Annotated in this window: 22 protein-coding genes; 15 read left to right on the forward strand and 7 right to left on the reverse strand. The window is 51.8% G+C overall.

The window, feature by feature from the left end; genetic code table 11:
• Window positions 1–7 precede the first annotated feature (7 nt).
• Window positions 8–1,123 carry an HD domain-containing phosphohydrolase gene (locus AC0LWM_RS14925; RefSeq protein WP_474675754.1) on the reverse strand — a complete coding sequence of 372 codons (1,116 nt, stop codon included), beginning with the start codon at window positions 1,121–1,123 and terminating at the stop codon, window positions 8–10.
• A gap of 132 nt (window positions 1,124–1,255) precedes the next feature.
• Between AC0LWM_RS14925 and AC0LWM_RS14930 the strand changes: the two genes are divergently transcribed.
• The 8 genes from AC0LWM_RS14930 (at window position 1,256) to AC0LWM_RS14965 (ending at window position 10,286) form a co-directional block, all read left to right on the forward strand.
• Window positions 1,256–2,062, forward strand: a complete 807-nt coding sequence (locus tag AC0LWM_RS14930) for a DUF92 domain-containing protein (protein WP_474675755.1) — start codon at window positions 1,256–1,258, stop codon at window positions 2,060–2,062.
• 381 nt (window positions 2,063–2,443) lie between these two features.
• Window positions 2,444–3,697 (forward strand): S-layer homology domain-containing protein, encoded by a 1,254-nt coding sequence (locus AC0LWM_RS14935; protein ID WP_474675756.1) that lies wholly within the window; start codon window positions 2,444–2,446, stop codon window positions 3,695–3,697.
• Window positions 3,698–3,725: 28 nt separating this feature from the next.
• Window positions 3,726–5,366, forward strand: coding sequence for an ABC transporter substrate-binding protein (locus AC0LWM_RS14940; RefSeq protein ID WP_474675757.1), 1,641 nt, complete (start codon window positions 3,726–3,728; stop codon window positions 5,364–5,366).
• Between the two features lie 115 nt (window positions 5,367–5,481).
• Complete coding sequence (locus tag AC0LWM_RS14945; protein ID WP_474675758.1) at window positions 5,482–6,456, forward strand: ABC transporter permease; 975 nt, start codon at window positions 5,482–5,484, stop codon at window positions 6,454–6,456.
• A 14-nt stretch (window positions 6,457–6,470) separates the two neighbouring features.
• Window positions 6,471–7,400: an oligopeptide ABC transporter permease gene (gene opp4C, locus AC0LWM_RS14950; RefSeq protein ID WP_474675759.1), complete on the forward strand. Its 930-nt coding sequence runs from the start codon at window positions 6,471–6,473 to the stop codon at window positions 7,398–7,400.
• Between the two features lie 28 nt (window positions 7,401–7,428).
• Window positions 7,429–8,433: an ABC transporter ATP-binding protein gene (locus tag AC0LWM_RS14955; protein ID WP_474675760.1), complete on the forward strand. Its 1,005-nt coding sequence runs from the start codon at window positions 7,429–7,431 to the stop codon at window positions 8,431–8,433.
• Window position 8,434: 1 nt separating this feature from the next.
• Window positions 8,435–9,412 carry an ABC transporter ATP-binding protein gene (locus tag AC0LWM_RS14960; RefSeq protein WP_474675761.1) on the forward strand — a complete coding sequence of 326 codons (978 nt, stop codon included), beginning with the start codon at window positions 8,435–8,437 and terminating at the stop codon, window positions 9,410–9,412.
• A 160-nt stretch (window positions 9,413–9,572) separates the two neighbouring features.
• Entirely contained in the window at window positions 9,573–10,286 is a 714-nt protein-coding gene (locus AC0LWM_RS14965) for a response regulator transcription factor (protein WP_474675762.1), read from the forward strand.
• A 54-nt stretch (window positions 10,287–10,340) separates the two neighbouring features.
• Here the strand turns inward: AC0LWM_RS14965 and AC0LWM_RS14970 are convergent, their stop codons facing one another.
• A complete protein-coding gene (locus tag AC0LWM_RS14970) occupies window positions 10,341–11,108 on the reverse strand; it encodes a transporter substrate-binding domain-containing protein (RefSeq protein ID WP_474675763.1) in 768 nt (255 codons plus the stop codon).
• Window positions 11,109–11,301: 193 nt separating this feature from the next.
• On the opposite strand from AC0LWM_RS14970, the gene AC0LWM_RS14975 reads away from it, so the two are divergent.
• The 5 genes from AC0LWM_RS14975 (at window position 11,302) to thrC (ending at window position 18,343) form a co-directional block, all read left to right on the forward strand.
• A complete protein-coding gene (locus AC0LWM_RS14975) occupies window positions 11,302–12,153 on the forward strand; it encodes an AraC family transcriptional regulator (RefSeq protein ID WP_474675764.1) in 852 nt (283 codons plus the stop codon).
• A 148-nt stretch (window positions 12,154–12,301) separates the two neighbouring features.
• Complete coding sequence (gene helD / locus AC0LWM_RS14980; protein WP_474675765.1) at window positions 12,302–14,650, forward strand: RNA polymerase recycling motor HelD; 2,349 nt, start codon at window positions 12,302–12,304, stop codon at window positions 14,648–14,650.
• Window positions 14,651–14,977: 327 nt separating this feature from the next.
• On the forward strand, window positions 14,978–15,997 hold the full coding sequence (locus AC0LWM_RS14985) for a YeiH family protein (protein WP_474675766.1): 1,020 nt from the start codon (window positions 14,978–14,980) through the stop codon (window positions 15,995–15,997).
• 295 nt (window positions 15,998–16,292) lie between these two features.
• Window positions 16,293–17,063 (forward strand): DeoR/GlpR family DNA-binding transcription regulator, encoded by a 771-nt coding sequence (locus AC0LWM_RS14990; protein ID WP_474675767.1) that lies wholly within the window; start codon window positions 16,293–16,295, stop codon window positions 17,061–17,063.
• The gene (gene thrC, locus AC0LWM_RS14995; RefSeq protein WP_474675768.1) at window positions 17,063–18,343 is read left to right on the forward strand and encodes a threonine synthase; all 1,281 of its coding nucleotides are present in this window, start codon (window positions 17,063–17,065) and stop codon (window positions 18,341–18,343) included. Before AC0LWM_RS14990 ends, thrC begins: the two co-directional genes overlap by 1 nt.
• Here the strand turns inward: thrC and AC0LWM_RS15000 are convergent.
• Entirely contained in the window at window positions 18,313–18,441 is a 129-nt protein-coding gene (locus AC0LWM_RS15000; RefSeq protein WP_474675769.1) for a hypothetical protein, read from the reverse strand. The two genes, thrC and AC0LWM_RS15000, sit on opposite strands and share 31 nt — an antisense overlap.
• A gap of 309 nt (window positions 18,442–18,750) precedes the next feature.
• Here AC0LWM_RS15000 and AC0LWM_RS15005 point away from each other — a divergent pair, with 309 nt between their 5' ends.
• Window positions 18,751–20,703, forward strand: coding sequence for an ABC-F family ATP-binding cassette domain-containing protein (locus AC0LWM_RS15005; RefSeq protein ID WP_474675770.1), 1,953 nt, complete (start codon window positions 18,751–18,753; stop codon window positions 20,701–20,703).
• Window positions 20,704–20,867: 164 nt separating this feature from the next.
• Here AC0LWM_RS15005 and AC0LWM_RS15010 read toward each other — a convergent pair whose 3' ends face one another.
• The 4 genes from AC0LWM_RS15010 to AC0LWM_RS15025 are packed head-to-tail and all read right to left on the reverse strand — an operon-like array spanning window position 20,868 to window position 23,834.
• On the reverse strand, window positions 20,868–21,683 hold the full coding sequence (locus tag AC0LWM_RS15010; RefSeq protein ID WP_474675771.1) for a hypothetical protein: 816 nt from the start codon (window positions 21,681–21,683) through the stop codon (window positions 20,868–20,870).
• Between the two features lie 15 nt (window positions 21,684–21,698).
• Window positions 21,699–22,736 carry a M42 family metallopeptidase gene (locus AC0LWM_RS15015; RefSeq protein ID WP_474675772.1) on the reverse strand — a complete coding sequence of 346 codons (1,038 nt, stop codon included), beginning with the start codon at window positions 22,734–22,736 and terminating at the stop codon, window positions 21,699–21,701.
• The gene (locus AC0LWM_RS15020) at window positions 22,726–23,058 is read right to left on the reverse strand and encodes a LapA family protein (protein ID WP_474675773.1); all 333 of its coding nucleotides are present in this window, start codon (window positions 23,056–23,058) and stop codon (window positions 22,726–22,728) included. Before AC0LWM_RS15020 ends, AC0LWM_RS15015 begins: the two co-directional genes overlap by 11 nt.
• Window positions 23,059–23,072: 14 nt before the next feature.
• Complete coding sequence (locus tag AC0LWM_RS15025; RefSeq protein ID WP_474675774.1) at window positions 23,073–23,834, reverse strand: HAD family hydrolase; 762 nt, start codon at window positions 23,832–23,834, stop codon at window positions 23,073–23,075.
• A gap of 142 nt (window positions 23,835–23,976) precedes the next feature.
• On the opposite strand from AC0LWM_RS15025, the gene AC0LWM_RS15030 reads away from it, so the two are divergent.
• On the forward strand, window positions 23,977–24,990 hold the full coding sequence (locus AC0LWM_RS15030; RefSeq protein WP_474675775.1) for an acetylxylan esterase: 1,014 nt from the start codon (window positions 23,977–23,979) through the stop codon (window positions 24,988–24,990).
• Window positions 24,991–25,011: the final 21 nt, after the last annotated feature.

Genomic DNA, 25,011 nt, shown 5'->3' on the forward strand with positions numbered 1-25,011 from the left:
CCACCGGTTAGTCCGTGTACTGGTCGCGGACTGCCAAAATCGCCGGCAGCTGCTTCATGAACACAACGACGATTTTCGGATCAAAATGCTGGCCGCGTTCTTCCTCGAACAGCCGGAGAATGCGGTCCAGCTCCCACGCTTTTTTATAAACCCGGTTGCTGCCAAGCGCGTCGAATACGTCGGCGATCGCGGTAATTCTCCCGTACAAGTGAATGTCCTCGCCGGAGAGACCTCGCGGATACCCTTTGCCGTTCCATTTTTCATGATGCTCGTGCGCAATGATAGCCGCGGCTTTCAACAAATCTCTTTTTGAGCTTTTTAATAGATTATAGCCGATCGTCGTGTGGGATTTCATCAGTTCGAACTCATCCGCTGTCAATGTGCCTGCTTTGTTCAACACGCTGTCGGGGATGGCGACTTTGCCGATATCGTGCATCGGCGAAACGGTTTTGAGCAGGTTTGCTTCTTCCTCGCCTAGTCCGAGCCCGAAAGCGATAATGTAGGAATATTCCGCCACACGCTTCACATGATGAGCCGTTTCTTTCGATCGGATTTCACCGATCTCGCCCATCGTGAATATGATTTCTTTTTGCGTTTCGACTATTTCCTCGTGAAGCATAACGGATTCCAGTGATTTACCCGAATACGAGGCGGCCAAAGTCAAATATTCAAGATCGCGCTGGGAGAATGATTGCTGCTTGGTCTTCTTGTTGATCGCCTGGTACGCTCCGATCATCTCGCCATCGTTGTTGCGGAACGGAACGGTGATGACCGATTTGGTGCGGTAGCCGGTTTTCAGGTCGTTATCGGCATTGTGGCGGGGATCAAGATAAGCGTCGTTGATAATGATCGGCTTGCCGGTCATGATGGAGTGGCCGACAAAGCCGGTTCCGTATGGAATGCGGATTTCTTGTACGCCGTGGGCAACCGTCGTGAACAGCTCGTTCCGGTCATGATCGATCAGCCATACGGCGCATCGATCGGCAACCGTCATTTCGCGACCCATATTCGCCATCCATATGAGAACGTTTTGCAAATTTCGCTCGTTGGCGATTTTTGCCGTATAATGAAAGATGATTTGCAGCATTTGTTCCGGCGTTAAATCCTGTGATGGTGAAGCCAAATTCGTTTCCCCCCAGATCACCTTTGATTATCGTTATTCGTTAATCCTTATTATTCGTGTTGAAGTTTGTCGAATCCTGCTTTTATTAGATTTGATGACATGTAATTTTTTTTGAATCGGAGGCTTTCGGCTATGGATTGGATGATCGGCGGATTAGGCAGCATCGCCGTCGCGGGTGCGGCCTACTCGAAAAAATCGTTGTCCGGCTCGGGCGCAGCGGCAGCCGTCTTGATGGGCACGCTGTTTTACGCGCTCGGCAGCCTAGCGTGGTTCGGGACGCTGCTTGTATTTTTTATCTCTTCGACGTTATGGTCGAAATATAAGCGCAAAGCGAAAGCGAAAGTGGAAAGCGGTTATGAAAAAAGCGGACGGAGGGACGCCGGTCAGGTACTGGCCAACGGCGGGATCGGGCTTGTGCTGTGCGTCGCGCACGCGATATGGCCGCATGACGCCTGGTTCTGGCTATTCCTCGGCGCGATGGCTACGGTTACCGCCGACACGTGGGCGACGGAAATCGGCGGCTTGAGCCGCAGGACGCCACGCTCCGTCGTCAATTGGCGCCCTGTGCCCGCGGGAGCTTCCGGCGGCATTACGCCGCTCGGCACCGGAGCGGCGCTGGCGGGCGGCCTGCTCATCGGCGCCGCGGCTTGGCTGCTGGACGCTTCCGGCGGCGGCTCGTCCGCGGCCGGCTGGAGCACCGTGGCGATTGCGGGCATCGCCGGCACGTTCGGCGCCATGGTGGACTCGCTGCTCGGCGCGACGTGCCAGATCATGTACCGCTGCCCGGCTTGCGGGAAGGCGATGGAGCGGAAAACGCACTGCGGCGTGCCGTCAATCAAGTTCCGCGGCATGGCGTTCATGAATAACGATGCGGTGAATGCCGTCAGCTCCGTCTGCGGAGCCGCCGTTTCGCTTCTATTGGCGCTGTGGATTGGATAACCGCAAAGCGATTGCTTTTTGTTGGCAGTCCCTTTATTGAAGAGGCTTCGATATTCGAGGCTTGTTCGGTAAAGGGATTTTTTTTGTCGCTTGTACGGATTGTCGTGCTGAAGTGGAAAGCGAATTCATATAATTTTTCGACCAATGGTCTTTTTTAGTTTTTCGTTACGAATTCGTTAGGTTTTCGCAAGATTTGAGGAAAGGAGATAACGAAAATGAAAGAGAATAATGTCATATCAACGTAGCGCATTATTCTAGGATGAGCTGCGTATGTTATTTCATCAAATATGTTCGAGGGGGGACAGGCGATCGGCTGAAAATTCCGAGATCCGGATATCGCACTAATATTCTTTAGAAACCACTGTCAAGGAGGAAGCGAACTTGAAATTACGCAAATGGGTTGTTACAGGCGTTATGTCAGCAGCTTTAACAATGAGCAGCGGTTCCGTTTTTGCCGCATCGATTCAAGATACGGCCGGACTGGACAGCGAAATGTCCATCAACAAATTGGTTTCCTTGGGCGTCATCGCTATTAAAAACGGATCATTCCAACCGGATGTTGCACTCACGAGAACGGAATTTGCCAGTATCCTGAACAAGGTAGTCTCGTTAAGCCAACCGAAGGCGATTGCGATCAAGGACGTCAATACGAAAAACGGCGCGAACAGCGATATTGCGAAAGCCGTGAATAGCGGTCTTCTTAAACTGAACGGCAAAGGCGAGTTCAACGCGAACGGAAGCGTTACCTATGCCGATCTCAGCCGTGCGCTGGCAGTAGGTCTCGGATTGAAATCGTCTTGGACGGATCGCCCGATCGATTATTTGTTTTACCTCGACCGCAAAGGCGTGCTGAGCATCGACACGGATCTTGATGCCGTCGTTACGAGAGAAGGCGCTGCGGTTGCGCTTGATAAATTTATCGAGCTCAAAAACACGTTTAAGTCAAACAAAGGCGTTATCGCCCAGGTGACCGATGCGGGCGTTTCGCTAAATACGAGCTCGGGCAAAGTGTTTTATAAATTCGCGAGCGGCGTTTCCGTATTCATCGACGATCAAGGCGATAATACGTCAAGCCTTTCGGTCGGTTCGGCAGCCGAAGTGGAATTAAACAAAAAAGGCGAGCTGGCTTTCATTTCCGCAATCGGCAAAGAACTCGAAGAAGGCGTTTTGGAATATAAGGACGGCAAGCTCAACGTCAGCGGCAAAGTGAAAAATTTCGACCTGAACGCGGTTTTCGCGCCGCTGCCTAACAATCCTAGCAAAGATTTCACGCTCGACAATTACGGTAAATACAGCATTGCCGGCGTCCAATTCTCCGGTCAAGCTTATATCAACTACAGAACCGACGAAGTCGTCATGATGACGCCGTACGTGAGCCGAATTTCCGGCAGGGCGTTTACGGTGTCCGGTTCGAAAGTAACGCTCGATTTCTCCGAAGATGCTCTCAGCAACCTGACATTCGCCATGGGCGAAAGCGCCAAAGCGACGCTGGACGGCAAAGATATCACGTTGTCCGACCTGAGCGGCAAAATCAAAGGCGGCGCGCAGCTGGACGTAGTCTTCGACATGAACCAAGCCGGAGAAATTACGGCGGTTACGGCAACTACGCCAAAAGCTGAGGAAGCGGCGAAGTAATTTTGAGGAGAAAAGGAGATATGACCCAATGAAAAAATGGACACGAACCGTAGCAGCGGTTACGTTGACAGCTGCGATGTTGTTTACTGCACTCGGATCGGCCGGGGCGGCCAATTCGCTGAGACCGGGGTTTGACTCGAAGAAGGTTGGAGGTAAAGTCGTTCTCACTACCTTTGCCGACGCCGTCAGATTAACCCCGCTTACGACGAACGACCAGGCATCGAACGACGTGCAGGGGATGATTTTCGAAGCGATGGTCGCAACCGATTTCAACGGCCAGCCGATACCGGGATTGGCCGAGCGATGGACGTTCGACCCCAAATCCCTTACGTACACGTTCTTCATTCGCAAAGGCGTAAAATTCCATGACGGCAAGCCGATGACGACCAAAGACATTAAGTTTTCGTACGATATGTACATGGATCCGAAATCGGTCAACTCGTACAAAGCGGAATTCGAATCGATCAAGAAAATTACGGTGGTCGACGATTATACGATCAAGTTCGAGCTCAACCGAAACGACGCGTTTTTCTTGACGGATGCCGCCAACGACGCGGGAGTCCTGCCAAAGCATCAATTCCCGAACGGGATAAAGGATTACAACGACAACAATCAAATTCACCGCAATCCGATCGGAACGGGCCCGTTCAAGTTCAAGCAATGGAAAGCCGACGAGCGGATCGTGTTAGTCGCCAATACGGACTATTGGCAAGGCCGTCCTTACCTGGACGAAGTCATTACGCGGATCGTTCCGGACAACAACGTTGAGGTCATCAACCTGCTCAACGGCTCCGTCGATTTCGTCGAGCGTCTCGATGCGAAATCGATTTCCCAAGTGAACAAGGACAGCGATTTGAAAACGCTTGTATATGACGAAGGCCGTTTCGACTTTATCGGCTTGAACAACCAAAATCCGTTGTTTAAAGACGTCAAACTGCGCAAGGCTCTAGCTTTAGGTCTGGACCGCCAGTCCATCGTCGATAAAATTTTCCTGGGCCGGGCGTACCTGTCGAGCGGTCCAATGCACCCGAACTTGCCGCAAGAAAACAAAAGCGTTAAACCGTATCCGTACGATGTTGCCGCAGCGAATAAATTGCTTGATGAAGCGGGCTGGAAGATGGGTTCCGACGGCATTCGCGAAAAAGACGGCAAAAAGCTCGAAATCGAAGTTGCGTTCAACAACGGCAACAAAATCCGCGAAAAAATCGCATTGCTGGCACAGCAAAACTGGAAGAAGCTCGGCATCAAAGTAACGCCACGCAGCTATGAGTGGTCGCTCTATATCGACAAAATGGATAGAGGCCAACTGGATATGTGGGTTCTCGCTTGGGGCGGTTACGACGGCATGGTGAACCATAATACGTTCTTCCATTCCTCACAAGTGACCACGGATGACGGCGGCGGTGGCAATAACAGCTTGCGCGTCCAAGATAAAACGGTCGACAAATTGCTCGATCAATATAACGTTGAAGCGGATCCGCAGAAACGAATCAAAATTTATCAAGAACTGCACAAATATATCGCGGACCAAGAGTTCGCCATCTTTACCCACCATCCGAAACAAACGGCCGGCATGAACAAAAATCTGATGGGCGTTAAAATTTCGATGGCTTCCGCTTTCTTCAACATTCAAGACTGGTATTGGAAAAAAACGAGCAGCGGGCGTTAATTACGAAACGGGCAGAAACATGTTATGAAGGAGGCCAGCCGCATGCGATTACATTTCGTCGCCTGCGGCTGTCTCCATTTCCTCCATTACTCGTACGGAAAGCAGGGCGAAGCCTATGTTCGTTTACATTATTCGCAGAACAGTGCAAGCGATACCGCTGCTGTTCATTATATCGATTTTGTCGTTTTTGCTCATGACCCTAGCGCCTGGCGATCCGATGGCGATGTTCACGGATCCGAACGCTCCGGGCGGCAAAACCCAGGATTTGTCCGTTATGCGGGAGAAGCTCGGTCTTGATGAGCCGATTTATGTACAATATTACAAATGGATGAAATTAATTTTGCTGGAAGGGAACTTAGGCTATTCGTTCCAGGACGGACGCCCCGTTACGGAAAAAATCGTCGAACGAATGCCGGCGACATTGCTATTGATGGGAACAGGAATCATATTGTCTTTTTTGCTGGCGATACCTTTAGGCATATTATCCGCAATCAAGCAATACTCGAAGACGGATAACCTGCTGACCACGTATTCGTTTTTGGGTATTTCAATTCCGACGTTTTATTTCGCGCTAATCATGATGCTCCTGTTTGCGTTAAAACTGACATGGCTGCCTTCCAGCGGCATGCAAAGCGACGAATATTTTGACGAATTCAACCTGTGGGACCGGGTCAGCCATTTGATTTTGCCGGCATCGGTCATCGCTTTCGGATCGGTCGCTTCCATTTCCCGGTTTATGCGCTCCAGCATGTTGGAAGTCGTTAAACTGGATTATATTCGTACGGCGCGTGCGAAAGGACTGGCTGAGAAGGTCGTCATCTTGAAACACGGTCTCCGGAACGCGATGCTACCGATCATTACGCTCATGGGCATGGAGCTTCCGAACATTTTTGGAGGCGCTTTTATCGTCGAGCAAATCTTCGCATGGCCGGGAATGGGCAGAATGTCGCTCAGCGCAATCTTCTTGCGTGACTATCAAGTCATTATGGGCGTAACGATGGTGACAGCCGTTCTTGTCGTTATCGGTAATCTCATCGCGGATATTTTATATGCCGCAGCCGATCCGCGAATTCAATTCGGGAAAAATTAAAGCGAGGTGTCGATATGAGTTTGCCTGTCCCCAGCAATCAAATACAAAACCCGAATCAAGCGGCGACAAAATCCGAATGGACGGAGCAAGGCGCGATCGAAAGCCGAATGAAGTCGATTTGGAAGCGGTATAAACGGAATAAACTGGCGGTATTCGGATTATACGTATTCGCACTTCTGCTGCTGATTGCTATATTCGCGCCGCTTATTTCACCCCATGATCCGGAAACGTTCGATATTATCGATCAATATATGCCGCCTAGCTTGGACCATCCGTTTGGTACGGACGATATGGGCGGCGACGTAATGACGCGAATATTTTACGGTGCACGAGTTTCCTTGACAGTTGCTATTCTTGCAACGCTCGTCACGCTGGTCATCGGTATCCTATATGGGGCCATTTCCGGATTTTTCGGCGGCATCATCGACAATATTCTCATGCGGATCGTGGATGCGATTCAATCGATCCCGACGTTTTTTCTCATCCTGATCATTGCGGCGATGATGGTTCCGACGATGTGGTCGACGATACTGGCGCTTAGTATTTTCGGATGGACCCGGATGGCGCGCATTATCCGTGGTGAAATCTTGTCGATCAAGCAAAGGGATTATGTCGAAGCGGCAAGAGCGTCCGGCGAAAGCTGGTTCAGCATTATCTTTTATCATATTTTGCCGAATACGATTGCGCCGATCATCGTTATTGCAACGCTCGACGTAGCGGGCAACATCATTGCCGAGTCAACGCTCAGTTATTTAGGTCTTGGCATTCAACCTCCGACGCCGAGCTGGGGCAACATGCTGACTTCGGCGCAGGAGCTGTCCACGCTGCTAGATAACGTTTGGGTTGCGATATTCCCTGGTATTTTCATTATTTTGGCGGTTCTATCGGTCAATTTTATCGGCGACGGGCTTCGCGACGCGCTTGATCCGCGTTCCAAGAAGTGATCGTACGGACGAAGAGGAGGAAGTCGTGATGGCCATTACGGAGAACAAAACCATTCCGCTCGTGCGCGTAGAGCGGCTCAAGACGCATTTTTATACGGAAGACGGCGTCGTCCCGGCGATCGACGGCATCGATTTTGAAGTGCGCAAAGGAGAAACGCTTGCAATTGTAGGTGAATCGGGCAGCGGCAAAAGCGTAACCTCGCTGTCGATGATGCGCCTCATCCCGTCGCCTCCCGGCAAAATTGTCGACGGCGACATCGTGTTCGAAGGCGAAAGCTTGCTTGCCAAATCGGAAAAAGAAATGCGGTCCATCCGAGGCAACAACATTTCGATGATTTTTCAGGAGCCGATGACCTCGCTGAATCCCGTATTTCGGGTGGGCGATCAAATTGCCGAATCGATCATGCTCCATCAGAAATTGAAGAAGAAGCAGGCCATGGAGGAAGCCGTCAGGCTTTTCAAGCTGGTCGGCATCTCCGAGCCGGAACGACGAATCAAAGCGTTCCCTCACGAGCTGAGCGGAGGGATGCGGCAGCGGGTCATGATCGCGATGGCGCTCGCCTGCAACCCGAAGCTGCTTATCGCCGACGAGCCGACAACGGCGCTTGACGTCACGATTCAGAATCAAATTCTGCAGCTGATGAAAAAGCTGAAAAACGAAATACAAATGTCCATTGTGCTCATTACGCATGATTTGGGCGTTGTGGCGGAAATGGCCGACCGCGTCGTCGTCATGTACGCCGGACAAATCGTCGAGCAAGCCGACGTGTTCACGTTATTCGAGAAACCGAAGCACCCTTATACGGAGGGACTGCTTCGATCTATGCCAGATTCGGGCAAACGCACCGATAAGCTCTATGCCATCCAAGGCGTCGTACCGAATCCGCTCCATTTTCCTGCCGGCTGCCGTTTTGCCCCAAGATGCGAATACGCGACAGACCTATGCCGCAAAACAAAGCCGGAGATGATTCCAATAGGCGACAACGAAGCGGTTCGCTGCTTGAAATATACGGATTTGTGGGAGGGGCAATAAGATGGTCCAAAGCGAAGTGCTAGTTGACGTGCAAAATGTAAAAAAACATTTTCCGATACGCGGTGGGCTGCTGGATCGAGTACAGGCCCATGTCCGGGCGGTAGACGGAGTGAGCTTTCAAATTATGCGCGGAGAAACGTTTGGTCTTGTCGGCGAGAGCGGCTGCGGCAAGTCGACGATCGGCCGGACCATCTTGCGGCTCATCGATGCGAGCGAAGGGGCTGTCCATTTTGACGGCAAAGATTTATTCTCGTTGTCGCCCAAAGAACTGCGATCGACGCGCCGGCATATGCAGTTGATTTTCCAAGACCCGTTCTCCTCGCTCAATCCGAGGCTCAGCGTAGGCGAAACGATCGCACGCGTGCTGAAGATCCACGGACTCGGCAATGCCAAAGAACGCGAAACGAGAGTACAAGAACTGCTTGAGCTTGTCGGCTTAAGTCCCTACCATATTCGCCGGTATCCGCACGAATTCAGCGGAGGGCAACGGCAGCGGATCGGCATCGCGCGCGCACTTGCATTAAATCCGAAGCTGATCGTTCTGGACGAGCCAGTGTCGGCCTTGGACGTTTCGATCCAATCGCAAATCGTCAATTTGCTGGAGGATTTGCAGAAGCAGCTGGGGCTGACGTATTTATTCGTGTCGCATGGTCTGAACGTCGTCCGTCATATTAGCAATCGTGTAGGCGTGATGTATTTGGGTAAACTGGTGGAGCTCGGAACTTCGGACGAACTGTTCGACAATCCGAAGCATCCGTATACGAAGGCGTTGATCTCGGCGAATCCGATTGCCAAACCGCAGCAGCGCAGCGACGAAAAATTCGTCCTTGAAGGCGAAGTGCCGAGTCCGATCAATCCTCCTGCGGGCTGCAGGTTCCATACGCGCTGCCCTTATGTACAAAGCAAATGCAAAGAGGCAGAGCCTGAGTTCAAAGATCATGGAGGGGGCCATTTCGCCGCCTGTCATTTCCCGCTGTAAAAAAACTTCAAACGGCGGCAATTCCGACGAAGATAATTTTTACAATATTCTAAAAAATAAGAAGGAAAATAGTAGCAGCCGTAGAATAATTGAACTATGAACGAATTGTGAACGTAATTTGTTTTTGTCTGAATGAATTTCATACGGGTGGGGTCAGCGAATGAATCGTATGCTCATGATTGTATCGGATGAAATGCAACGAAGGCGATTCCAGCAATTCTTTCAAGTTCACTTTGATACGCATGCCGAAGCCGACAGCTTAACCGGCATTGTAAAAGCTGTTCAATCGAATCCGGATATCGTATTGCTCCATTGCGAAGCGACGAAAATTTCGGTTTATGACTTATGCGAGCAGCTTCGCCAGCATACCCAAGCTGTCATTGTCGTTATTTCGGACGGCTGGCCGCAAGAAAACAGAATTGCCTGCTTCGAGTCGGGCGCTGACGATGTGGTGGATCGGACCGTTGGGGACAAGGAGCTCTTGTACAAGATGAATGCGCTGCTTCGGCGGTCGGTTCAGCAGCAATCGATCGAGGATGAACGAAACTCGATCCATCTCGGGCCGCTTGTCATGAACAAAATGACGCACAGAGCCTACATCGATCAGCAGGAGCTGATGCTGACGCGCAAGGAATTCTCGATTATATGGATGCTCGTGTCCAAGCAGAATCAAATCGTCAGCCGGAACGAGCTGCTGCGAATCGTCTGGAGCTACGATCATTTAGGCGACGACCGTATGATCGATACGCATCTCAATCGGATCCGCAAGAAGCTGAGCAGCTACAACCAGAGCATCGTCATCAAAACGGTGTGGGGCATCGGCTACAAAATCGAATGGGTATTCAGTCCGGCCCAAAAAGCACACACCAACTAAACGAAAAAAAAGAAGCCATCGAATCGATGGCTTTTGTGTTTGGGTAAAGCAATTTTATTCGAACCATTTGGCAATCAGTTTATCCAATTCGCCGCTGTCCTTCATTTCTTTCAGCGCGCCGTTAATATCGTCCACATAATCGGAGCCTTTAGGGAAGGCGATTGCAGGTCCGGCCGGCTCCTCGGATTGTTCCTTTTCAATATCGCTGGACGAAAGCTCCGGAATGGCCTCGACGATTTTTTTGGCGACGCGAGTTTCGATAATGGCTGCATCGATATCGCCGGATTTCAACTGGTCGACTAATTCGGATGTTTGTTCCGCGGAGTCAACCTCGGCTCCCAGCTCGCCGGCGAACGATTCTTGGTCCGTGCCTGCTTTTACGCCGATTTTTTTGCCGGACAAATCTTCCTTTTTCTTCAGGCCGCTGTCTTTTTTCGATACGATGGAGTTGTGTGCTTCATAATAAATATCGGAGAAATCCGCGTCGTTCTTGCGGTCTTCCTTCGGGATCATGCCCGCCATTACAAAATCGGCTTGTTTATCGGTCAAAGTTTTGATGAGATCGTCGAACGGTATGTTTTTGATTTCGAGGTCAAAATTCAGTTTTTGCGCTAAGTATTTGGCGATGTCCACGTCAAATCCGACAATGTTGCCTGCTTCGTCAAGAGAACCGTATGGCGCATAGTCCGGAGAGGTAGCCATGACAAGCTTGATTTTTTTGCCGTCTTTGTCCGTTCCCCCCAAATCTTTCTTCCCTCCGCCGCATGCCGTAACCGTTACTGCGAGAATTGCCGTTAGTGTGAGCATCAACCATTTCTTCATGAAATAAGACCCTCCTGGCAAAAGTTTTAGTTAAACTGAAAACGCTGTACTCTTATAATATACCAAATAATAGGTAGGACTGGAATATGGAAATTGACAGGTGGACAAAAAAAACCACCGTTACATTCATACGACTATCGATTATAATAGGGGGGACCGAACGGCAATGTAACGAGGATATGGTGGCGATTCCATGAATGATGATGACAAGAAATTTTGGAAAAATTATTTGGCCAATACGCAGATCGACGTGGATCACGCTTCGTTCACGAAAGTTTCGCCCAGTTGGAGAGATATCGATTTCGTCCACGATTTCAACCGGTTTTACTTCATACGCGAAGGCGAAGGTTACTTAAAGGTGAAAGGCCAAGAGTATTATCCGAAACCGAATCAGCTGTATTTGCTTCCTGCCGATGTGAAGCAGTCTTACTCTACTACGAATGAAAATAACACGTTTAGGAAATATTGGTGCCATTTTACGGCAAGGGTAGGGGAATTAAATCTGTTTCAGGCGATTGAAACACCGGCTTATGTCGAGGTCGAGGATACGGAATCGCTATCGACAGCATTCGAAGTGCTGATCCGTCACTTTCGAAGCGATGAGCTGGCCTCGGCTTTCCGGCTTAAGGCGGCGATGCTGGAGATTATCTCCTATTTTCTGGAACGGTGCGAAGGCGTGAAGCTGAACTTGAAGGCTTCGTCCTCCATGGACAAAATGAATACCGTGCTGAAAATCATGGAACAACGGTTGGCCGAAGACGTAACCGTAGAGGAGCTGGCCAAAATCGTACATTTCCATCCGAATTATTTCATTCAAGTGTTCAAAAACTTTACGGGCTGCTCGCCGATCCAGTATATGAACCGGGCCCGCATCGAACGGGCGAAGCAGCTGCTGACGTCAACGGAGATGAGCATTTCGGATATTGCGGAAAAGGTAGGCATCCAGCTGTTCTATTTCTCGCGCATGTTTAAGGAGCATACGGGCTACACCCCGACATCATTTCGGGCGCTGGCGCCAAAAAATAAAGGAACCTTCACATTGTGAAGGTTCCTTTTCTGTATTGAAATCGAATTATAATTGTGGTAATCTAAATTAGAATGCGTTGTTTCGATTGTTATAATCATAATTATCCTAATATTATATTATCACAAAAGACAAATGGTGTCAACTTATTTTTTGAAGGAGTGGTCTCATGATGACGGAAAACGACAAGCAGTTGGAAGAGCAGCGCGTACAGCTGGTGATCGGTAAAGTCGCAGAACGGCTTGAACAGCTTCAAGCTGACGTCGGCGCAATAAAAACGACGGTTGTGGAAGGGCGCAAGCATTTCTGGGACGAGATTTCGATCAATGTGGAAACGTTTGAGGATTTCCAAGAAACGTTTGATTCGATCCGGCAAATGTCGATGGTGCTGGCCGAATCGGAGCGCCGCCATAAACATTCGAGCGAATCGCTGCTTAAGCTGACCCGATTGCATGAGTCTCCTTATTTTGGCCGAATCGACTTTCGGGAAGAGGGACAGCGCGAGGTGGAGTCCATCTATATCGGCATCGCATCTTTCATCGATGAAGAAGCGGACGCCTACTACGTATATGACTGGCGCGCACCGATCTCGAGCATGTTCTACGATTATGCGACCGGGCCAGCGGAATATATTGCTCCGTTCGATACGGTCCGCGGAACGATTGAGCTGAAACGGCAGTATATGATCCGGAACGGGCAGATCCGTTACATGTTCGATACAACCGAGTCCATCGGCGACGAGGTGCTGCATCAAGTGCTCGGCAAGCAAGCCGATACGCACATGCGAAGCATCGTGGCGACGATCCAGAAGGAGCAAAATCGAATTATTCGCAGCCGCGGCAAAACCGTCATCGTCCAAGGGGCGGCCGGCAGCGGCAAAACGTCCGTCGCGCTGCAGCGCATCGCCTATTTGCTATATAAATTCCGTGAGAATGTCGGCGTAGAGCAAATGGTATTGTTTTCGCCGAATCCGATATTTAATGTTTACGTTTCGAACGTGCTGCCCGAGCTTGGGGAGTCCAATGTCCAGCAAACGACGTTCCAGCAATACGTAGAGCATCGGCTCGGGAATCTTCTGAAGCTGGAGGACAGCTTCGGGCAGCTCGAGTATACGCTGACTTCCGTCGACCAGCCGGGATACGAGGCGCGAATGCAAGGCATTCGATTCAAAGCTTCCGAGCGGTTCTATCGGCTGCTCGAAGCTTATAAGCTGGAGCTGGAGAAGGGAAGGCTTCTGTTTCGCGATATCGTGTTCCGAGAGCGGGTACTCATCTCGGGCGAGCAAATGAGCGAGCGGTTTTATGGCATCGATGCGGGCAAAAAGCTGGCCAATCGGGTAGAGGCGCTGCAGCAATGGCTGCAGCAGGAATTGGATCGGATCGAGCAAAGCGTTATCTACGAAGAGTGGGTGGCGAATGAAATCGAGCTTCTCGACAAAGACGACTATGCCCATGCGATGCGAATGCTGCGCAAGCAAGGCCGGATGGAAGGCGATACGTTCGACGATGCAACGCAGGAGCATCTCATTCTCGCGAAGATGATCGTGAAGGAGCAGTTCCAACCGCTTCGGGACAGCGTTAAAGGACTGGCCTTTGTAGACATTGTTGGAACTTACGCGGCGCTATTCACGAATCGGCCGTTAGTTGAGCTGCTTGCGAGCGGCCTAACCGGCGAGGTACCGGAAATGTGGGATGGCATATGCGCCGAAACGACAGCAAAGCTTGAGCGCGGCGAGTTGGCGTACGAGGATGCGCCTCCGCTGCTCCTGCTCAAGCAGTTGATTGAAGGTTTCGATACGGTAGCTTCGGTCAAATATGTATTTATCGATGAGGGTCAGGATTTTACCCCGTTTCAATATTTGCTGCTGCGGCGTATGTTCCGGTTCAGCCGGTTTACGATTCTCGGCGACTTTAACCAAGCGATCATGGCTCACGGATCATACGATCGTGCTCTGCTTCCGATTCAGCGGTTGTTCGGCGAAGAGGAAACGGAGACGTTCAACCTGTTCCGCAGCTACAGATCGACGCGGCAAATCGTTGATTTTACCCGGAGCATGCTGCCGGATGGAGAATCCATCGAGCCGTTCAACCGTTCGGGGGAACCCCCGGAAATCGTTTCGGCCGGCAGCCGGGACGAACTGCACCGGGTTATCGCCGCAGACGTCGAAAGACTGCGGGCGGAAGGCATACAATCCGTCGCGATCCTGTGCAAAACCGAGCAGCAGAGTCTGGAAGCATACGATGAATTAAGCAAGCTGTTCCCGGTAAGCTTGATCGGCAAGCATTCCCGTGCCATCGCGGAGGGGACGCTAATCATCCCGGCTTATTTGGCCAAAGGCGTAGAGTTCGACGCTGTACTCCTATACGATGCGGGGAGCGGGCATTACGTCCGGGAACAGGAGCGCAAACTATTTTATACGGCTTGCACGCGTGCGATGCACCGGCTTCTCGTATACTACACCGGGAACTTAACACCGTTCATTCCGGCGAAAAGCCTGGAAAGCTGCTTGAAACGATAGCGAATACAAGCTCCATCATATATTTCTCGGACAGAGCGATCCGGTGCCGATCAAGGGTATATGTCTGCCCTCGGCATCTCGGATCGTTTTTTTTGTTGTGTTTTCGGGGCATCATAATCCTTCTATTTCTATAGGAATAAATATAATTTATTTATTAAATCCTTATTTTCAGAAGATTTTATTTATAAGACAATATTATAAATATAATAAAATAGTGCAATTGGCTTTATTCGCGGGCAAGGCTTAACATTAACGACAGAACAACGTACGCGTACAATCCATCGAAACAGATGACAAACCAGAAGACAAACCACTCGAGGTGTTGACATGAACCAGTTGAAGAAGCTGCTCCCCGGAGCAGTACTCGTATTGTTCGTTGCGACTGTCGCTTTTGTTCTTGGCGAATGGGCCCCGCTTGTCGGCGGACCGATCTTCGGCATCCTGCTAGGCCTGCTCGTGAACAATTTGACGGGCAAGCCGCGCCGTACCGAAGCGGGAGTTGCGTTCAGCAGCAAATATATATTGCAAGTCGCCGTCGTATTGCTTGGCTGCGGTTTGAGCTTGACCCAAGTGGCCATCGTAGGCCGGGAGACGCTTCCGATCATGCTGGCGACGCTGGCTGCGGCATTAACCGCTTCGTTTCTAATCGGCCGCTGGATGAAACTAAGCACGAACGTCCGCAATTTGATCGGCGTCGGTACGGCGATCTGCGGAGGCTCGGCGATCGCGACCGTATCTCCGATTATCGAGGCGGAAGAAACGGAAATCGCGTATTCCGTTTCGGTTATTTTTTTGTTCAACATGATGGCAGCGTTCCTGTTCCCGGCTTTGGGCCATTTATTCGGATACACGGACCATCAATTCGGCGTATTCGCAGGCACGGCGGTCAACGATACTTCGTCGGTCATTGCGGCGGGATATGCTTACAGCGATCAGGCCGGCGATTTTGCTACCATAGTCAAAATGTCCAGATCGATGACGATCATTCCCGTTTCGATTGGATTTGCGATTATAAGCGGTCTTCGGAAAAAGCGCACGGCCGATTCCAACGATGCAGCGGATCATCATTTGAGTTTTTCCTGGAGAAAGATTGTCCCTACGTTTATTATTTTGTTCCTGATCGGATCGCTGATGAATACGCTGGGTGTTTTTAACGAATCCGTTATTACGGCGTTAAATCACGTCGGCAAGTTTTGCATTGTCGTTGCTTTATCGGCCGTCGGGCTTAGCGCCGACTTTCGGAAAATGGCCAAAAGCGGCTTCCGCCCGTTCGTCTTCGGCTTCCTCGTATGGATCGTTGTCATTGCCGTCAGTATGGCGATGATCGCGGCGACAAGCGAAGCGTGACTCGCTGATATGCGAGCTTTATCCGGAATTAGGCGTAATCAGAAAATGAAAAAGTTTCACTTGGAATAAGCTTGACCCGCAGACGGATGAATCCAAGTGTAAGGTGATCTGTCAATGAAAAAACTCCACTCGCGAAAAGAAGACTTTGAAGCGAATGGAGTTTTTTATCATTATTTTGTGATAGAGTGTAGATAAACGATAATAAATAATATAAAATAATAACAAACAATAAGACAAAGATAGAATGCGAGGTCGAAAGTAATAGTACAGGCCGAGCGGGAAGGCGGGAAGCAGCATGTCCGAACCGTTATTTATCGAGGAAAGGCGCCAGCAAATTATCGAACAGTTGAAAAGAAACGGCCGGGTTCAGGTGAAGGAGCTGGCGGAGCAATTTCGCGTCACGGAAGATTCGATTCGCAAGGACTTGCGTTATTTGGAGAAGCAGGGACTGGCCAATAAAACGTATGGCGGCGCGGTGCTGCCTGCGAAAGTTACCGGGTTCGTTCCTTATCGGGAACGCGGGACAACGGAACGGAAGAAGGCGATTGCCCGCGCGGCGGTCGCTTTGATCGAACCCGGCGATACGATTTTTATCGAGTCCTCGAGTTATACGAACCTGATGTTCGATGAAATCGCCGACCTGCCAGGGGTTACCGTCGTCACGAACAGCATTTACGGCTTGCCGGAGCTTGTGCGCAAGGTGAACGTCATCCATCTGGGCGGCACGATTCACCGGGAGGACGAGTCCAGCGGCGGACCATTCGCGCTGCAGCTGCTGCAGCAAATGAATTTTGACAAAGCGTTTCTGAAGCCTGCGGGCATTACGGCCGACTGGAAGGTAACGACCGGATTTCAAGAAAGTTTGGCGATCAAAAAAACGGCGGTTGCACAATCGCAAAAGGTCATTCTTTTGGTCGAGGAGCAGGACTGGGGTCGCCCGGGAATCTATAACGTATGCGGCATGGATGAAATCGACGTCGTCGTTACGAACGGAGCCGATCCGCAGACGATTGGCCACCTGGCGAAAAAAAATATACATGTTATCGCGGAAATGGGAGAATCCTGATGAATATGGTTTGCGTGGATTGCGGAGCGGTTTACGACGGCATGGAAGTCAGGTATTATTGCGAATGCGGCGGGATGCTCGACCTTGTTCACGATTGGAAGGCAGTCGACGGCGAACGGCTGAAACGGCTGTTCGAACAAAGACTGTCGCAGCGAATGACGCCTTATGCAAGCGGGGTGTGGCGGTATAAAGAGCTGATCTACCCGGAGCTGGACGAAGGGCACATTGTGACCAAATATGAAGGGAATACCGGATTGTATGCATCGGAACCGGTTAGGGCGTATGCGGGAGTTCGCAAGTTATGGCTGAAGGCGCAAAGCGAAAATCCGAGCGGATCGTTTAAGGATAACGGGATGACGGTAGCGGTGTCGCATGGGCGTGCTTTGGGCTTCCGCCGATTTACATGCGCCTCGACAGGCAATACGTCGTCTTCGCTTGCGATGTATGCGGCACTGGCGGACAGCGAAGCGGTCGTGCTTGTGCCGGGCAGCGACATTTCGCCGAATAAAGTGCTGCAAACGCAGGCATATGGCGCGAAGGTGTTCGCTTTTGACGGGACGTATGACGACGGCATTCGATTTTATGGGGAATACGGCGACCGGCTCGGCATGTACATTTGCAACTCGATTAACCCGTTCCGCATTGAAGGGCAGAAGAGTATCGTATATGAAATGGCGCAATCCTTGAGCTGGCAGCTCCCGGATTGGATCATTGTTCCCGGAGGCGCACTGAGCAATGCAACGGCGCTGGGCAAAGGGTTGCAGGATTTGTATACGTTAGGTTTCATCAGTCGCCTGCCGCGGGTAGCGGTCGTTCAAGCCGAAGGCGCCAGTCCGTTTCATGATATGTGCAGCCGTGACAACAAGGTGCTAACGGCACGCGTCTCGCCTTACACTCGGGCGACGGCGATGAATATCGGCAATCCGCCCAGCTGGAAAAAAGCATACCAATATACGATTGAGCAAACGAACGGAGTAACGGTTTCGGTATCGGATCAGGAAATATTCGAAGCGAAAGCGGTGGTCGACCGCAGCGGCATCGGCTGCGAGCCTGCTTCGGCGGCATCGGTTGCCGGCTTGAAGAAGTTAGTTGCGCAAGGTGTGATTCATCGGGAAGAAACCGCGGCATGTATTTTAACCGGGAATATGCTCAAGGATACGGATGCGCTGCGCGAGTATCATACAGATGCATTGTGGAACGGGCAATATGCGAATCCGGTTCACCATGCCGCATTGACGTTATCGAATGTTCAGGCGCTTTTATCGGGGGCTTCTTGCTGAGATTTTTGCATGAACGTGGATTTGCCGCCTAACAGCAGGATGGACATCGCGATCAGTACCGTTCTTTGCACGGCTCTCACTTTTTGACGATTATTCATGGTTTCACAACCTTTCTACCGGAATTGTCATGCTTATACCACAATAGAATTAATAAGTATTTCGCCGGCGAGCGAATGACCTTAATTCTATTTGGCAAGAAAAGCTTCCGCTAAGACACGAATGTATCTTCATCGTAACGGTTTCGATCAGAAGCTTTTCTTTTATCTAGCATACCCGATTTGCGAGATTGGCAAACCCGGTGAAGGGCCGGATTTTACCTGGACGATAGTCTAGATTCGGGTACGGCGATCAGGTGACGGTATGCTATAATAGCGTTACGACAAATTATTAGAATGAAGGAATGGACCATGAACCTATTATCCATCGAAGAGATTTCCAAGTCTTACGGAGAAAAAATATTGTTCGACGCCATTACGTTCGGCATCGACGAAAACGATAAAATCGGCATCATCGGCGTAAACGGCACCGGCAAATCAACGTTTCTCAAAGTCATTGCAGGACTGGAGCCGCCCGACGAAGGGAAAATATCAGTTGGCAACCGTGTTGTGATTCAATATTTGGCGCAGGACCCGGTATTCGAAGAAGATGCAACCGTGCTGGAGCAAGTATTCCAAGGCGATTCCGCCGTCATGCGGACGCTTCGTGCTTACGGGGAAGCGCTGGAGGCGCTGAACCGGGATTCCGGGAACGAGGCGCTGCAGAAGCGGCTGATCGAGATGAGCCAGCAGATGGATGCGCTTGATGCGTGGCAGCTCGAAAGCGAAGCGAAAACGGTGCTCACGAAGCTCGGCATCGGCCAATTCGATGCGAAGGTCGGGACGTTGTCCGGCGGACAGCGGAAGCGAATTGCGCTGGCGAGCGCGCTCATTCAGCCGAGCGACTTGCTTATTCTGGACGAACCGACGAACCATATCGATAACGAATCGGTCGATTGGCTGGAGTCGTACTTGAACAAGCGGAAGGGCGCGCTGCTCATGATTACGCATGACCGCTATTTCCTCGATCGCGTAGTCAATCGGATCTTCGAGCTGGATCAAGGCAAGCTGTACAGCTATGCCGCCAATTACAGCCGGTTTCTGGAGCTGAAGATGGAGCGCGAGGAGCGGGAGGCGGCAACGGAGCAAAAACGCGCGAACCTGCTGCGTAATGAGCTTGCATGGATTCGGCGAGGCGCCAAGGCGAGGACGACGAAACAGAAGGCGCGCATCGACCGGTTCGAGAAGCTGCAGGACGAAGCCGCGACCGTAAACCGCGGAGGGAAGATGGACGTATCGGTCAGCGCATCGCGACTCGGCAAGAAGGTCATCGAGATCGAGCATCTGACCAAATCTTATGCGGATCGCAGTCTCATTCGCGACTTTGAATATATCGTCATGCGTGACGACCGCGTCGGCATTATCGGCGCCAACGGCAGCGGCAAATCGACGCTGCTGAACATGATCGCCGGCCGGATCATGCCGGATGGCGGCACGATCGACATCGGGCCGACCGTTCGGATCGGATACTTCTCGCAGGAGAACAAAGCGATGGATCCGAATCAGCGCGTCATCGATCATATCAAAGAAGCGGCCGAAATCGTCCGCCAAGGCGACGGCAGCACGGCGACCGCCAGCCAAATGCTGGAACGGTTCCTGTTCCCGCCGAATTTGCAATGGTCGCCGATCTCGAAGCTTTCGGGAGGCGAAAAGCGCAGATTGCATCTGCTGCGGGTGCTGATCGGCGCTCCGAACGTACTGCTGCTGGACGAACCGACGAACGATTTGGACATTCAAACGCTCACGGTGCTTGAGGATTACTTGGACGATTTTCCGGGAGCCGTCATCGTCGTATCCCATGACCGGTACTTCCTGGATCGGACCGTCGATAAGATCATTGCCTTCGAAGGGAACGGTGTCATTACGCACAATGTCGGCAACTACTCGGAATATCGCGAGTTTCAGGCGAGAAAAGGGTTGGATGCGGATGGGGGCGACGGCCGAACGGACGGAGGCAACGGTCGGGCGGATGGAAGCCAGTTGAAGACGGCGGAACCACCGGCCGAACGGAAGAAAGAGCGAGGATTGCGCTTCTCCTACCAAGAGCAGAAGGAATACGAAAAAATCGACGAGATGATTGCCGAAGCGGAGGCGGAGCAGCAGCGCATCGCCGAGCGGATGAACGATGCCGGCAGCGATTCCGTGCTGCTGCAAAGCTTGCTGCAGGAGCAGGAGCAAATCGAGAAGAAGCTGGAGCATTTGCTCGAACGGTGGACGTACTTGAACGAGTTGGCCGAGCAAATCGCCCAAAGCCAGAATAAATAGACTGAAGCACATATAAGAAAAGCTACTTTTCGAAGCCCTTTCCACGATGAATGACCCTGCGTAAGAGGAAGCTTTTCTTGCCAAATAGAATTTTAATCTACTACGTTATCTGCGGAAAACTTATAAATTCTATTGTGGTAAAAAAAATCCGGGGAGGCATGAGCCTACTCCCGGATCGTAATCAATTGATACACTTCCCGCGAATCGCCGGGAAGTGTTATTTCGTTTGCGCGCAGCTGCGAGGAGCCGTCGCCGTCGAGGAAGATGCCGTCAACGAGCGTGCCGGAGCCGATCGTTTCGCGAATGGCGGCGCGGAATTGCTCGGCCGTGCATCGCGTCGGCGTGACGACGAGCCATACGTTGCCCGCTGCGTTGTAGACGATACCGGTACGCAGCCGCGTTTCGTCTGGGGCCGGCATATGCTCATCTGCGATTTGCGCTTTCCACAGATCGTCGCGCCGCAAATTCATGCTGATGCCGCCTTGCGCCCAATACTGCCGCCGATCGGATACGCGCAGCTCGGTCGCCGCTTGGACGACTTGGATCGAGTAGGCGCGAGCGGCGCCGTCCCATACAAGCGTGCCACGCGCGTATTTGACATTGAACCGCCCCGTGCCGTATTCTTTATCGCCGTCCTTGGCGGGACGGTCGTTCTGCATCGCCAGCGACAGCAGATCGCCGTTGTAGAAAAATCCGCCGTTGATGCCGTATTCGTTCGTGCCGGCAATGTTCGTGTCAACGGCTTTTAATTCGATGTTGTACGGCGATGTTTTCAGCGCATGAAGCTCGACGCCGTTCGCCGCTTGACTTCGGCTATACGCATAACCGGTCGGGTGCCACGGCTCCTTCGACGAGTTCCAAAGCAGGATGACCGCCGCTGTCGCCGCCAGGAGCAGCAGAGCGGCTCCTGCAGCGATCCATGCCGGCTTGCGCCGCCGCCATGATTCCTGAATCGAGGAGGGAAGAAACGAAAGGTTCATCGCCCGTTTCCCGATTTATTCGAGACAATAAGCGGCGAGCAGAACAACCGTGCTTTCGATCGCGTCGATATGCGTTCTTTCCATGCCGTGGGAAGCATGGACGCCGGGACCGATCAGCGCCCCGCGAATATTGTTCCCGCCGCGCAGCGCCGCGGAAGCGTCCGAGCCGTAATGCGGATAAATGTCAACGACATAGCTGAGCTTCTCCTGTTCAGCCAACCGGATGAGCTTCGATGTCATTTCGTAATCGTAGGGTCCGGACGAGTCTTTGGCGCAGATCGATACGTCGAGCTCCGTACAGCTTAGATCGTCGCCGATCGCTCCCATGTCGACCGCGATCATCTCCTCGATGCCCGGCGGAATATAGGATGCCCCGTGCCCGATTTCCTCGTAAGTCGTAATAAACAGCTTAAGCGTACGTTTCGGGGTCAGCTTCTCCCGCCCGAACAACTCCAGCAGTCCGAACAGGGCGGCTACGCTCGCTTTGTCGTCCAGATGGCGCGATTTGATGTAACCGTTCGGCAGGACGACGGTGCGCGGGTCGAACGACACGAAATCGCCTACCCGAATGCCCAGCTTCTCGACATCCTCCTTGGATTTGACCAGCTCGTCGATGCGTACTTCCATATTCGCTTCCTCGCGGGATAAGCTCCGGGCATCGGAATAGACGTGAACCGAAGGTTGTGTCGTCAAAATCGTGCCGCTATAGGTTTGGCCGCCGCGCGTATGGATTTGGCAGTATTCGTTTTCGATGGCGCTCATCATATAGCCGCCGACAGGCGTGAGGCGGAGCGTACCCGAAGATTTGATCGAGCGGACCATCGCTCCCAGCGTATCGACATGTGCCGATAACGCAAGCGCATCGCCTTCTTCGCGCCCCGGCACCGTAATGATGCAGCAGCCTTTGTTCGTAAATTCGCACGTATACCCTAGCTTGCCGGCTTCTTCGCTCACTTTGTCCATTATTTTGCGGCAGAAGCCGCTTGGACTTGGCGTACCGAGCAATTCGGTCAGTATCGAGAGCAGATAGCTGCGATTCAGTTTAGTTTTCATGAGTCTCCTCCTTGATTGCGGCTTGTTCGTTCGTATTAGCGTGTTCCGGAACCGGACGCACATAACCGGTTTCGGCAATGATATGTTCCATTTCCTTGTTCAGGGCATGCAGCTGCTTCTGCAGCTTGTACTGCCGGATAATGCCGTAAAGCCCGACCATAAGCCCGCCGAGCAGCGCAGAGCCCAGAATGACCAGAATAAGCGGGATGCCCGCCGAGCCGAACAAGAAGTTGACTTCGACCGGATTCACGTTAATGACGGCGAATACGGCTGTAATGAGTGCAAATAGTAATGCGGCGATCATCGTCCATTGAATTCTCATGGCGGCTTTGCTCCTTATGTAGTCGATTGTTGTTCTAAAATATGGCGGATGGCAAGCGCCACTCCGTCTTGCCGGAAATCTGCGGTCACCCGGTCGGCGGCGGCTTTTACTTCGCATGAAGCGTTGTCCATGGCGATGCCGAGACCCGCCCAGCGCAGCAGCTTGACATCGTTTAATCCGTCGCCGATGGCGACGACTTCGCTCGAATGTACGCCCAATTCGGCGCTAATATACTGAACGCCGAGCTCCTTGCTGATGCCGAGGCTGTTGACGTCAAGCTTGTAAGGTCCGGCCATGCTGAGTTCAAACTTGCCGAAGGCCGTCAAATCGGCCCATAAAGCATCTTTGATGGATGAGCCGTTCTCGGCGAGCCGATACATCCACATGAGCCACCGGTACCGATCCATCGACTCGGGCCGAAAGAAGTCTTCTTCGAAATCGTCCTCCACGGCGTAAGCGCGAAACCGGAGCCCGTATTGCTGCGCCAGCCCGTACAGAAAGCGAATATGCTCTACCGGCATGATCGAGCGCCGAAGCGTCGTTCCGTCAGGGAGCCAAATGTCGCAGCCGTTGTTGGATACGATCGGAGCGGTGATGCCCAGCTCCTCGGCATAACCACGCATATATTTGCGATGTCTGCCGCTGGCGAAGGTGACGTTCATGCCGGCCTTCCGAGCATTGGCGATCCAGCGTTTGTTCTCCGCGGAAATCGTTCCGGAAGGTTCCAGCAGCGTACCGTCCAAATCGAGGACGAGCAATTTATAATTCGTCATCATTGTAGCGGATAACTCCCATTGTTGTTAAAATTGGACTTAAGAATATTGGAAGGCGATTCAACCAATTATAGCATAGGTTTGTCAATTTGGGTGAGCGTCCGGCCATTGCGAATTTCGGGCGAAAGCCGGGAGGAGAATACCGATGAATGCCATCGAAAGAAGAATCGAGGATTTGCGCGCGTATCGCGTTCAGCCGAACCCGCCGGAGGACTTGCGCGACTATTGGGACCGCGCGCTTGATCAAGCCCGCAAGAAGCCTTTATATGAAACGATCACGGAAACGGAGACGCCGCTTGACTATGCCAAAGTCTACAAAGTAACCTTTCAAGGCTATGACGAAACGCCGATTCACGCTTGGTACATCGTACCGACGTTTGCTTTGGGACAGCCCGAAGGCAAAGGAAGGCCGAATTATGGACAAGATGAGCCAGGAGGGGACGTTACGGGAAAAGTTCCGTGCATCGTTCATTTCCACGGATATACAGGAGACAAAGGCTACCCGGAATCTTATGCGCAATGGCTGCTGACAGGGGCAGCCGTACTCGCCGTCGACGTTCGCGGACAGGCAGGCGAGACGGGCAATCTCTTGGACCAGTCCTACGGCATGATCAAAGGCTGGGTGACCCAAGGCATCCTCGACAAAGAAAGAAGCTATTATCAGGCAATCGCGATTGACGCTTTTAAAGCGTGCGAGCTTGCGGGCAAGCTGCCTTATGCCGACCCGTCCAACATCGTCGTGATGGGAGGCAGCCAGGGGGGAGGGCTAGCGCTTGTCGCTGCGGCGTTAAGCGACATTCCTTCCCTATGCGTCGCGATGATTCCGAATATGTGCCAAATGGATTTCGGCATTTTGAATTCCACAAGCTCGCTTGCGGAAATCGCCTCATTCTTGCATCAATACCCGCATCATACCGGGACGGTGATGGATACGATCCGTTATTTCGATATGATGAACTTGGCCGATCGGATCAATATTCCTACGATGGTTACGGCCGGAGGCAAAGATACGGTCTGCATGCCGGAAACGATTTTCGCCGTGTATAATCAACTAACGAGCGAAAAGGAAATTCACGTTTACCCGTTTATGGGGCATGAGGTGAATGGCGATCAAATTCGCAAGGCGATGCATTTCATACGGAAGCATTTGAGGGAATAAACAGTACATAAAAACCCGCAG

It is taken from the genome of Paenibacillus sp. sgz302148 (genome assembly GCF_056120465.1).

Coding starts and splice junctions, on each gene's coding strand:
- AC0LWM_RS14940 (WP_474675757.1), top strand. CDS start 3,726: ATGAAAAAATGGACACGAACCGTAGCAGCGGTTACGTTGACAGCTGCG.
- AC0LWM_RS14990 (WP_474675767.1), top strand. CDS start 16,293: ATGTCCGAACCGTTATTTATCGAGGAAAGGCGCCAGCAAATTATCGAA.
- AC0LWM_RS15025 (WP_474675774.1), bottom strand. CDS start 23,834: ATGATGACGAATTATAAATTGCTCGTCCTCGATTTGGACGGTACGCTG.
- AC0LWM_RS14965 (WP_474675762.1), top strand. CDS start 9,573: ATGAATCGTATGCTCATGATTGTATCGGATGAAATGCAACGAAGGCGA.
- AC0LWM_RS15010 (WP_474675771.1), bottom strand. CDS start 21,683: ATGAACCTTTCGTTTCTTCCCTCCTCGATTCAGGAATCATGGCGGCGG.
- AC0LWM_RS15000 (WP_474675769.1), bottom strand. CDS start 18,441: ATGAATAATCGTCAAAAAGTGAGAGCCGTGCAAAGAACGGTACTGATC.
- helD (WP_474675765.1), top strand. CDS start 12,302: ATGATGACGGAAAACGACAAGCAGTTGGAAGAGCAGCGCGTACAGCTG.
- AC0LWM_RS15015 (WP_474675772.1), bottom strand. CDS start 22,736: ATGAAAACTAAACTGAATCGCAGCTATCTGCTCTCGATACTGACCGAA.
- AC0LWM_RS15030 (WP_474675775.1), top strand. CDS start 23,977: ATGAATGCCATCGAAAGAAGAATCGAGGATTTGCGCGCGTATCGCGTT.
- AC0LWM_RS14985 (WP_474675766.1), top strand. CDS start 14,978: ATGAACCAGTTGAAGAAGCTGCTCCCCGGAGCAGTACTCGTATTGTTC.
- opp4C (WP_474675759.1), top strand. CDS start 6,471: ATGAGTTTGCCTGTCCCCAGCAATCAAATACAAAACCCGAATCAAGCG.
- AC0LWM_RS14955 (WP_474675760.1), top strand. CDS start 7,429: ATGGCCATTACGGAGAACAAAACCATTCCGCTCGTGCGCGTAGAGCGG.
- AC0LWM_RS14970 (WP_474675763.1), bottom strand. CDS start 11,108: ATGAAGAAATGGTTGATGCTCACACTAACGGCAATTCTCGCAGTAACG.
- AC0LWM_RS15005 (WP_474675770.1), top strand. CDS start 18,751: ATGAACCTATTATCCATCGAAGAGATTTCCAAGTCTTACGGAGAAAAA.
- AC0LWM_RS14975 (WP_474675764.1), top strand. CDS start 11,302: ATGAATGATGATGACAAGAAATTTTGGAAAAATTATTTGGCCAATACG.
- AC0LWM_RS14960 (WP_474675761.1), top strand. CDS start 8,435: ATGGTCCAAAGCGAAGTGCTAGTTGACGTGCAAAATGTAAAAAAACAT.
- thrC (WP_474675768.1), top strand. CDS start 17,063: ATGAATATGGTTTGCGTGGATTGCGGAGCGGTTTACGACGGCATGGAA.
- AC0LWM_RS15020 (WP_474675773.1), bottom strand. CDS start 23,058: ATGAGAATTCAATGGACGATGATCGCCGCATTACTATTTGCACTCATT.
- AC0LWM_RS14945 (WP_474675758.1), top strand. CDS start 5,482: ATGTTCGTTTACATTATTCGCAGAACAGTGCAAGCGATACCGCTGCTG.
- AC0LWM_RS14930 (WP_474675755.1), top strand. CDS start 1,256: ATGGATTGGATGATCGGCGGATTAGGCAGCATCGCCGTCGCGGGTGCG.